This window comes from Elusimicrobiota bacterium (assembly GCA_026388075.1).
Taxonomy (GTDB): Bacteria; Elusimicrobiota; Endomicrobiia; order Endomicrobiales; family JAPLKN01; genus JAPLKN01.
In genome coordinates this window covers 1-10,127 of sequence record JAPLKN010000091.1, presented here as the reverse complement: position 1 = coordinate 10,127, position 10,127 = coordinate 1, and the positions used below count along the sequence as shown (strand labels likewise).

The 10,127-nt window shown below is 36.4% G+C and carries 11 protein-coding genes and 1 pseudogene; all 12 read left to right on the top strand.

Annotated features, from left to right (window positions below):
* Nucleotides 1-93 precede the first annotated feature (93 nt).
* Nucleotides 94-1,266, top strand: a complete 1,173-nt coding sequence (locus NT145_05105) for a homoserine O-acetyltransferase (GenBank protein ID MCX5782065.1) — start codon at nt 94-96, stop codon at nt 1,264-1,266.
* Nucleotides 1,263-1,853, top strand: coding sequence for a methionine biosynthesis protein MetW (gene metW / locus NT145_05100; protein ID MCX5782064.1), 591 nt, complete (start codon nt 1,263-1,265; stop codon nt 1,851-1,853). The genes NT145_05105 and metW overlap by 4 nt, the downstream gene beginning before the upstream one ends.
* 91 nt (nt 1,854-1,944) lie before the next feature.
* Nucleotides 1,945-2,775, top strand: coding sequence for a hydroxyethylthiazole kinase (gene thiM / locus NT145_05095; protein MCX5782063.1), 831 nt, complete (start codon nt 1,945-1,947; stop codon nt 2,773-2,775).
* A 14-nt stretch (nt 2,776-2,789) separates the two neighbouring features.
* Nucleotides 2,790-3,689 (top strand): quinolinate synthase NadA, encoded by a 900-nt coding sequence (gene nadA / locus NT145_05090; protein MCX5782062.1) that lies wholly within the window; start codon nt 2,790-2,792, stop codon nt 3,687-3,689.
* 1 nt (nt 3,690) lies between these two features.
* Nucleotides 3,691-4,407 carry a cytochrome c biogenesis protein CcdA gene (locus tag NT145_05085; GenBank protein ID MCX5782061.1) on the top strand — a complete coding sequence of 239 codons (717 nt, stop codon included), beginning with the start codon at nt 3,691-3,693 and terminating at the stop codon, nt 4,405-4,407.
* A gap of 86 nt (nt 4,408-4,493) precedes the next feature.
* Entirely contained in the window at nt 4,494-5,549 is a 1,056-nt protein-coding gene (locus NT145_05080; GenBank protein MCX5782060.1) for an isocitrate/isopropylmalate dehydrogenase family protein, read from the top strand.
* 118 nt (nt 5,550-5,667) lie between these two features.
* Nucleotides 5,668-6,111: a nucleoside-diphosphate kinase gene (gene ndk / locus NT145_05075; GenBank protein ID MCX5782059.1), complete on the top strand. Its 444-nt coding sequence runs from the start codon at nt 5,668-5,670 to the stop codon at nt 6,109-6,111.
* Between the two features lie 2 nt (nt 6,112-6,113).
* On the top strand, nt 6,114-7,316 hold the full coding sequence (locus tag NT145_05070) for an acetate kinase (GenBank protein MCX5782058.1): 1,203 nt from the start codon (nt 6,114-6,116) through the stop codon (nt 7,314-7,316).
* Nucleotides 7,317-7,383: 67 nt separating this feature from the next.
* Nucleotides 7,384-7,842: a DUF177 domain-containing protein gene (locus tag NT145_05065; GenBank protein ID MCX5782057.1), complete on the top strand. Its 459-nt coding sequence runs from the start codon at nt 7,384-7,386 to the stop codon at nt 7,840-7,842.
* 35 nt (nt 7,843-7,877) lie between these two features.
* A pseudogene (gene rpmF, locus NT145_05060) lies at nt 7,878-8,042 on the top strand (50S ribosomal protein L32).
* 71 nt (nt 8,043-8,113) lie between these two features.
* Complete coding sequence (gene plsX / locus NT145_05055; GenBank protein ID MCX5782056.1) at nt 8,114-9,121, top strand: phosphate acyltransferase PlsX; 1,008 nt, start codon at nt 8,114-8,116, stop codon at nt 9,119-9,121.
* Nucleotides 9,122-9,132: 11 nt separating this feature from the next.
* Complete coding sequence (locus NT145_05050) at nt 9,133-10,119, top strand: ketoacyl-ACP synthase III (GenBank protein ID MCX5782055.1); 987 nt, start codon at nt 9,133-9,135, stop codon at nt 10,117-10,119.
* Nucleotides 10,120-10,127 lie beyond the last annotated feature (8 nt).

The window sequence follows — 10,127 nt, the reverse complement described above, 5'->3', positions numbered from 1 at the left end:
TGCGGGCTTACGCCCGCAGTATTCTGCGAAGGGGGATAATATTGCGTCGCACCACTAAGTACTATTTGACTTTTGCGGGTAAAGGTTATGAATATGGAAAAAAAGAATTTAGTTAATCCTGAAGATAAAAATATTGGTATAGTTGAGACAAAATATGTAACTTTTGATGATCCTGCCGATCAATTGGTTTTAGAATCCGGCCAAAAGTTCGGGCCGATAACCCTTGCCTATGAGACCTACGGAAAACTTAACAAAAATAAAACAAATGCCATTTTAATTGCCCACGCGCTTTCCGGTGACGCCCACGCTGCCGGATATTTACAAGGAGATAATGACCCTGGCTGGTGGGATAATATGATTGGGCCTCATAAAGCTTTTGATACGGACAAATATTTTATTATTTGTTCAAACGTAATAGGCGGCTGTAAGGGATCAACAGGTCCTTCGTCAGTAAATCCTAAAACTGGCAAACCTTTCGGATTGGATTTTCCAATAATAACTGTTTCTGATATGGTCAAAGCGCAAAAAAAGCTCATTGATTATTTGGATATAAAAAGATTGCTGTGTGTCGCAGGCGGTTCTATGGGCGGGATGCAGGTCCTGCAATGGGCAGTTTCTTACCCGGAGATGGTTGCATCTGCCATTCCAATTGCATCAACGATGAAACATTCTCCTCAGCAAATCGCTTTTGATGAAGTAGGCCGGCAAGCGGTTATGGCTGACCCTGCATGGAATCAGGGAAATTATTATGGGAAGGAATTTCCGGAAAAAGGATTGGCTGTTGCCAGAATGATAGGGCATATCACATATATGAGTGACCAGTCAATGGAAGAAAAGTTTTCCAGAAAACTGAAGGACAAAGATTACACATTCAGCTTTAGACAGGATTTTGAGGTAGAAGGATATCTTCGTTACCGCGGCGATTCGTTTGTAAAAAGGTTTGACGCAAATTCTTATCTTTACATTACTAAAGCTATGGATTATTTTGATGTCTCGGGTGATAAATTTATTCAATGGAATAAAAAATATGATATGAATTTTTTGGTTATTTCTTTTAAATCTGACTGGCTTTACCCTTCTTATCAATCCCGGGAAATAGCTCATCAGCTTAAAATGAAGGGAATTGACGTTACCTATTGTGAGATTAGATCTACTTACGGCCATGATGCTTTCTTGCTTGAAGTAGCCGATGAAACAAACTTGATAAGGCCTTTTTTAGAAAAGGTTAATTCAATCTCGGAAAAAAGTTCTAAGGGCTTAAAATGAATGAAATAGAAAGACTTGATTATAAAATTATTTCAAATATTATTGAAACCGGTTCAAATATTCTCGATCTGGGCTGCGGAGGGGGAGACCTTATAAATTACCTTCAGAAAACAAAAAATGTCCGGGTTCAGGGAATAGAACTGGATGAAAATGAAATTTATAAATGCGTAGCAAAAGGTTTAAGTGTTTTTCATGGGGATATTGATGACGGTCTAAAGAGCTACCCCGACAAGACATTTGACTATATTATTTTAAATCAAAGCTTGCAGGAAATGATTGAGATTGATTATGTGTTGGAAGAAAGTCTTAGGGTAGGGAAAAAGGTAATAATAGGTTTTCCGAATTTTGCATATATCTTTGACAGAATAAAACTTTTTTTTAGAGGCAGGGCGCCCATTACAAAAAATCTTCCTTATGAATGGCATGATACCCCTAATATAAGATTCTTAAGTATTAAAGATTTTAAAGATTATTGCCGGAAAAAGAAAATACAAATTCTTGATAATTTCTACTTAGGGGAAAATAGGAAAATATTTTTCCTTCCTAACCTTTTTGCTCCCAATGCTATCTTTGTGGTAAAAAAATGAAAACCATTTAGCATTAACCTTCAAAAGAAAATCTAATCTTTTTTATTTATTGCTAAGTCTATTTGTTAAATGAGAGGAAACAATGAAAACTATTTATGAAATCCTTGAAAAAGTTCGCTTAAATAAACCGGTTATCCATCATCTTACTAACTGGGTAACAATTTATGATTGCGCAAACATCGTTAAGGTTTTCGGGGCATCGCCCGTAATGGCTCATGCAAAGGAAGAAGTTTCTGAAATGGCTGGTATCGCTTCAGCGCTTGTTTTAAATATCGGCACTTTAACATCGGATTTTGTAGAAAGCATGAAAATGGCAGCTAAAAGCGCTAATGACAAAGGCATACCTGTTGTGCTTGATATTTGCGGAGCCGGAGCGACAAAGTTTAGGGATCAGAAATCTTTTGAACTTTTAAATGAAACAAAAATTAACATATTAAGAGGCAATGCTTCCGAAATTGCCAGAATTGCAGGAGAAAATGTTCAGACTAAAGGAGTTGATTCTTCGGAAGTAAATATGGATCTTAAAGAAATCGCATTGGAAATTGCCTCAAAACGAAATTGCACGGTTGTTATTACCGGCGAAGAGGATATAGTCTGTGATAAAGGAAAAACTATTATTGTGAAAAATGGAACCGAAACAATGTCTCAAATTGTGGGTACTGGATGCATGGCAAGCTCGGTTATAGGGACTTTTGCTGCTGTGGAAGAAGATTTAACATTTGCGTCTGCAGCCGGGCTGGTTTGTTTTGAAATTTCTGCGGAGCTGGCTTCAAAAAAGTCCGTTGGCCCCGGATCTTTTAAAGAAAAACTTTATGATTGCGTTTATAATTTGGATAAAGATACGGTAGATAGAATGCAAAAGATAGAATTTGTTCTTAAAGGGAGCAGTTTAAAACAAAACGGTATTTGGAATAGAATATAGACAGTCTAAACAATATGAAATCAATTACTGAAAAAATTTTAGAGCTGAAAGCTAAAAGAAATGCGATAATTCTGGTTCATAACTATCAGCTGCCGGAAGTCCAGGATATAGCTGATTTTCTTGGCGATTCTCTTGATTTAAGCCGTAAAGCTTCTCAAACTAATGCTGACGTAATAGTTTTCTGCGGCGTTCATTTTATGGCAGAAACTGCTTCAATACTTTGCCCGGAAAAAACAGTGCTTCTGCCTGAAATTAAAGCCGGTTGTCCAATGGCTGATATGATAGATGTAAAAAAACTTAATGAGCTCAAAAGAAAACATCCTGATGCCGTAGTTGTTTGTTATATAAACACATCGGCAGAAATCAAGGCTGAAAGCGATATTTGCTGTGCTTCTTCAAATGCAGTAAATGTTGTAAATTCTATAAAAGATAAAGAAATTATTTTTATACCGGACCAAAATTTAGGAAAATATATTGAAAAACTTACCGGTAAAAAAATGATTTTTTTCGGCGGTTATTGTCCTATTCATATAAAAATATCCGCCAAAGATATCTTGGGATCTAAGAAAAAATATCCTAATGCGGAAGTTCTGGCTCATCCCGAGTGCACAGAAGACGTGTTGAATTTGGCTGACAAGATTCTTTCAACAAACGGCATGGTAAGATATGCAAAAGAAAGCGCTTCAAAAGAAATGATCATTGCTACCGAACAAGGGATTATTTATCGTCTGAAAAAAGAAAACCCTGAAAAGAACTTTTATCCGGCTACCGAAAAGGCATTATGCAAGAATATGAAAAAAATAAGTTTAGAGAAAATTTTGTGGGCGCTTGAAGATATGAAATATGAAATTAAAGTACCGCCTGCATTGCAGGCAAAAGCCATAAAATCAATAGAAAAAATGCTTAAATATTAATATGGAAACAATTGGTAAATTTCCTTTAATTGCAAGTTTTTTGGCAGGGATAATGACTTTTTTGAGTCCGTGCATATTACCTTTAATCCCTGCATACCTTTTCTACATCACGGGCATTTCGCTTGAAGAACTTAGGAAAGAAGAAAAATCAATAACAAAAGTTTTTCTTAATTCGGTTTTTTTTGTTTTCGGTTTCAGCGTTATTTTTATCCTGCTTGGTATTTCAGCAAGTTTTTTGGGAAATATAGTGGTTTCCGGAAAAAATATTATAAGATTTGTCGGGGGAGGTGTAGTTATTATTTTTGGCCTTCATATTACGGGGATATTCACGATTCCTTTTCTTTACTTTCAGAAAAATATTAAAATTAGCAGAGTATCTGTTGGATATTTCGGCTCATTTTTAATCGGAGTTGCATTTGCGATGGGCTGGACTCCATGCATAGGACCTATTCTTTCGTCAATTTTAATCTTGGCATCAACTCAAGGTACGGTATTTAAGGGAACATTGCTTTTGATTTTTTATTCTATTGGCATTGCGATCCCATTTTTACTGACAGCACTATTTATAAATTGGTCACTGTCTGTATTTGAAAAAATTAAAAAGTATTTTAGAGTCATTGAAATAATTTCAGGGATAATTTTAATTATTGTAGGTATTTTAATAATCACCGATAATTTTAACCGGTTGACAATATTATTTATCCGTATTTTCAGCTAATGATTCAAATTTTGCGGTTTCCAATTTTGACAAAAGAATTATTATATTATATATTTTCAAACTAATATTTGATAAAGGATTGAAAAATGGCACCTCATAAAGTTACTTTAATACCCGGGGACGGCACAGGCCCTGAAATTGCTGAAGCAACAAAAAATGTAATAGATGCTACCGGGGTAAAAATTGAATGGGAATATGCCGACGCGGGTTCCGATGTTATGGAAAAATACGGGACCCCGCTTCCTAAAATCACACTGGATTCTATTAGAAAAAACAAAGTCGCACTAAAAGGCCCCATAACCACGCCAATTGGAACCGGTTTCCGTTCAGTAAATGTTGCAATACGTAAAGAGCTGGATCTATACTGTTGTTTAAGACCGTGCAAAACCTATGCAGGAGTTAAGTCAAGATATGAAAATATTGACTTGGTCGTAGTAAGAGAAAACACTGAAGATTTATACACAGGAGTGGAATTTCGTGCGAGTTCTCCTGAAGCTGAAGAAATCATTAAACTATCCAAGAATAAAATAAGAGAAAAATCCGCTATATCAATAAAGCCTATTTCAAAGTTTGGGTCCGAAAGAATTGTTAAATTTGCATTTGATTACGCAGTAAAAAATAAAAGAAAAAAAGTTACAGCGGTAACAAAAGCTAACATAATGAAGTTTACTGACGGCCTTTTTTTGGATACGGCAAAGGAAGTAGCAAAAAATTACGAAGGGAAAATTGAATATGAAGAACGCTTGATTGACAATATGTGCATGCAGCTGGTTCTAAAGCCTCATCTTTACGATGTAATTGTATTGCCTAATCTTTACGGGGACATTCTTTCTGACCTTTGTGCCGGGCTTGTCGGAGGATTAGGGGTAGCGCCCGGAGCTAATTTCGGCAATGATTATGCTGTTTTTGAAGCAGTTCATGGGTCTGCCCCGAAATATAAAGGCCTAAATAAAGTAAATCCTACAGCGCTGATTCTTTCGGGTAAACTGATGCTTGAATATCTCGGAGAAACAAAAGCTGCCAAAAAACTTGATGAGGCAGTAGTTAAGGTTATATCTGAAGGAAAAAACGTTACATATGATCTTGGCGGAAAAGCAGGAACAAAAGAAATGGCTGAAGCTATTATTAAAGAAATGAGGTAAGCCCCGTTAGAAAAATTGAAACATTAAGAAAAAATCAGATATGAAAAATAATATTGATACAGCTTTTCGTAGTTTTTGGAATAGGCAGTTGTTTGATTTTTTCTAACGGGGTAAATCGATGGAAAGAACTTGTGTGATCATCAAGCCTGACGGAATCGGTAAAAAAGTTGTAGGTGAAATAATAAAAAGCTTTGAAAGCGAGGGTTTAAAACTTCTTGGGATGAAAATGGTTTGGCCGGACCGTTCAACGATTGAAAATTTTTATGACGTTCATCGCGGGAAATATTTTTTTGAATTTTTTATCAATTTTATGACTTCGGGACCTATAATAGTAACCGCGTGGGAAGGGGAAAATGCTGTTTTTGGTGTCCGAAACATAATAGGCTCAACCGATTCAATGGAAGCTGCCCCGGGAACTTTAAGGCGTATGTTCGGCACTGACGGCAGAAAAAATCTTGTTCACGCATCAGATTCAGTTGAAAACGGAATTAAAGAAATAAAATTTTTCTTTAAAAACGGCGAAATAATTGATTATAGTCCTGAAGAATGGAAAAAGGGGTAAGAATGAAAGTATTAATCGTAAACTGCGGTTCGTCTTCGGTAAAATATACTTTTTATGAAATGGATACTGAAAAAAATCTTGCTAAAGGTATAGTTGAATGCATAGGACTTCCTGAGGCATATTTTAAGCAGGAGTCCATTACCGGTGACGATATCAAGGAATTGTGCCAAGTAAAAAATCATATGGAAGCCATTGAGCTTATTATCGAAAAGCTTCTTAGCGCAGGACCGCAGGTAATAAAAGAAATCAGCGAGATCACTGCTATCGGGCATAGGGTTGTGCACGGCGGAGACAAGTTTTCTGATTCGGTTCTGGTAAATAACGAAGTAATGAAAGGTTTAAGGGAATGTTTTGCCATAGCGCCGCTTCACACTCCTCATCATTATGCAGGTATAGAAGCGTGCCAAAAACTATTGCCCGGGGTTCCTGAAGTTGTTGTGTTTGATACTGCTTTTCATCAGACTATACCGCAGTATGCATACCTTTATCCGCTTCCTTACAGCCTTTACGAAAAATATCATATAAGACGATACGGTTTTCACGGGACATCTCATAAATATGTCGCATATAGAGCAGCTGAAATTCTTAAGAAACCCATAACAGAATTAAAACTTATAACTTGCCACTTAGGAAACGGTTGCAGCATAACAGCAATTGAAAATGGCAAATCTATTGACACATCAATGGGTTTTACGCCTTTGGAAGGGCTAATGATGGGGACCCGATGCGGAGATATTGATCCGGCCATTATTGTACATCTTATGATGCACGAAAATATTTCAGCGGAAGATCTTAACACCCTGCTTAATAAAAAAAGCGGCCTTTTGGGAGTGTCAGGACTAACGAATGATATGAGAACGATACTAAAGGCGGTAGCCAGCGGTTCTGAAAAGGCAAAACTAGCTTTGGATATGTTCTGTTACAGGATAAAAAAATATATTTCTTTCTATTTCGGAATTTTAAACGGAACCGATGCTATAATTTTTACCGCCGGTATAGGTGAAAATTCTCCGACAATAAGGGAAAATTCTCTAAAAGGCCTTGATAATCTTGGAATTATCGTTGATAAAGATGCAAACTTAAATATTACTGCTGAAGAAAAAATCATTTCTTCGGCTGTTTCAAAAGTTAAAGTTTTGGTAATTCCTACTAATGAAGAGTTAATGATAGCAAGAGAAACTTTAAGGGTATTGACAAACTCATGACGAATCATTATAATCAACGTTTGTTTTAGATCTTTAATATAAAAAGAATTCAGGAGCTTTCGGAAAAATGAATGACTTTTTTATAAATCCGTCGGAATTAAAAGACGGATTAAAAATAGAAAAATTCATTGAAAAATATAGCTGTAAAGACTTAGAAGAATATACTAGCGATCAAAAACTATCAATTTCTTTTAAGGCCGAACTCTTTGGCGAAGAGGTTTTAGTTACAGGGGAAATCAAGGGGCAAATAGCGCTTAAATGTTTTTCCTGTAATGAGAAATTTAATTATAACATCAAAACTGATATAGCACAGTCTTTTTCGTCAAAAACTGATTTAATAGATCTGGAAGAAGAAATTAGGCAGTTATTGATTTTAAATCTTCCGAACAAGCCGCTATGTAAAGAAAATTGTTTGGGTCTTTGCCCTCAATGCGGCAAAAATTTAAATATCGTAAAATGCGGTTGTCAAAAACAACCTTCAATTGACCGATGGGGTAAGTTAAAGGAACTGCTCAAAAATAAGTAGTTTGATAAAAAAAAGACCCGGCAACAGGAGGAGAAATGCCGAATCCAAAACGAAAACATACTCGAATGCGACGCGATATGCGCAGGGCTTCAAACTGGAAAATATTTTCATTAAATACGAACAAATGCCCTCAATGCGCAGCCCCGAAGATGCCTCATAGAATCTGCCCGTCTTGCGGTTTCTATAATGGAGAGTTAATCCTGCCGAAAAAAGAAAAAAAGAAAACAGAATCTAAAGAAAGTCAAACCAAGGGCGCAGAGGAAAATAAATAATGAAAATAGCCTTAGATGTTATGGGGGGAGATCACGCACCCCTAGTAACAATTGAAGGTGCTATTAATGCGGCCAAAGAATTTCAGCATGAAATTATTCTTGTTGGCCGGGAAAATATAATTCTTTCGGAACTAAAAAAATACAAGACAAAAAATTTAAATATAAAAATTGAAAATGCCAGTGAAGTAATAGATATGGATGAATTGCCTGCTCAGGCAGTAAGGCAGAAAAAGGATTCGTCTTTGGTTGTTGCAGCAAAATTGGTGGCCGACGGTAAAGCTGAGGCTTTTATATCGGCAGGAAATTCCGGGGCAGCAATGGCATCGGCCTTACTGCATATGGGCAGAATACCTGGGGTCAGCCGGCCTGCTATTGCAACATTATTTCCGACTCTTGAAGGCCTATGTATTTTATTGGATGTAGGGGCAAATGTAGACTGCAAACCAAAACATCTTCAGCAATTTGCAATTATGGGCAGTCTTTTTATGAAAGAAGTTAAGGGAATAGATAATCCTAAGGTAGGATTAGCATCCATCGGAGAAGAAGATACCAAGGGGAACGAATTGACGCTGGCAGCTTTTGAGCTTATTAAAAAATCAAACGTTAATTTTATCGGAAATATTGAAGGAAGAGACATAAGTAGGGGAAAAGCGGAAGTAGTAGTTTGCGACGGTTTTGTAGGCAATATAATACTTAAGTACGCTGAAGGTGCAGTTGAAATGCTGCTAAAATTAATAAAAAGCGAGCTTAAATCTTATCCCATAACTTGGGTTTCGTTACCTTTCCTTTGGGCCGCTTTAAAAGATTTGAGAAAAAAACTTGATTACACTGAATATGGCGGAGCTCCTCTTTTAGGAGTTAACGGAGCTTGTTTAATTTGTCATGGCAGATCAAACGCTAAAGCAATTAAAAACGCTTTCTTTTCTGCTGCGAAATATGTTGAAAAAGGCGTTACTAAAGCTATTGCTGACGAAATGTCTAAAATTGAAAATAATGAAACTGAGTAGAGGTTAAGAAAATGAGCAAATTTGGAGTAAAAATTCTTGGAACCGGATCATCCGTTCCTGATAAAATATTAACCAATTCCGAATTAGAAAAAATGGTTCAGACTACTGATGAATGGATAACTTCAAGAACCGGAATAAAAGAAAGGCGTATAGCTGATAAAAATACTGCAACGTCAGACCTAGCGATAGGGGCAGCTAAAAAAGCTCTGGCGGAAGCTAAAATAAAACCCGAAGAGTTAGATGCAATAATAGTCGCAACTATTACTCCGGATATGTTTTTTCCTTCAACTGCTTGTTTGATACAAAAAGCTATAAATGCCAAAAATGCTTTTACTTTTGACCTTTCAGCGGCTTGCAGCGGATTTATTTACGGCTTGGCGGTTGCTAAAAATTTTATAGAAAACGGTTTTTGCAAAAATATACTTTTGATTGGTGCTGAAACTTTATCTAAAATTACTGATTGGAAAGACCGAAACACTTCTGTTTTATTTGGCGACGGTGCAGGAGCGATGGTATTAAGCCGATCAGAAACAGAAAACAATATTTTGTCAGTATATCTGGGAGCCGATGGAACTTACGCAGATCTTTTATATCTTCCCGGGGGAGGATCAAGGAATCCTTCTACGGAAGAAACAGTAAAAAACAGAATGCATTATATAAAAATGGAAGGAAAAGAAGTATTTAAAGTTGCAATAATTAAAATGATAGAGGCGGCTCAAAAAGCTCTTGATTTAGCCAAAATAAAATGCGAAGAAATTTCTCTATTAATACCCCATCAGGCAAATCTTAGAATTATTGAAGCAATTACCAAAAGAATGGGCCTCCCAAAAGAAAAAGTTTTTGTTAATCTTCATAAATATGGAAATGTTTCCGCGGCAACAACCATAATTGCATTTGATGAAGCGCTGAAAGAAGGGAAAGTTAAAAAGGGAGATATTGTTGAGCTGGTGGCCTTTGTCGGCGGATTTACCTGGGCATCGGCTGTATTAAAAATATGAAAAAAATT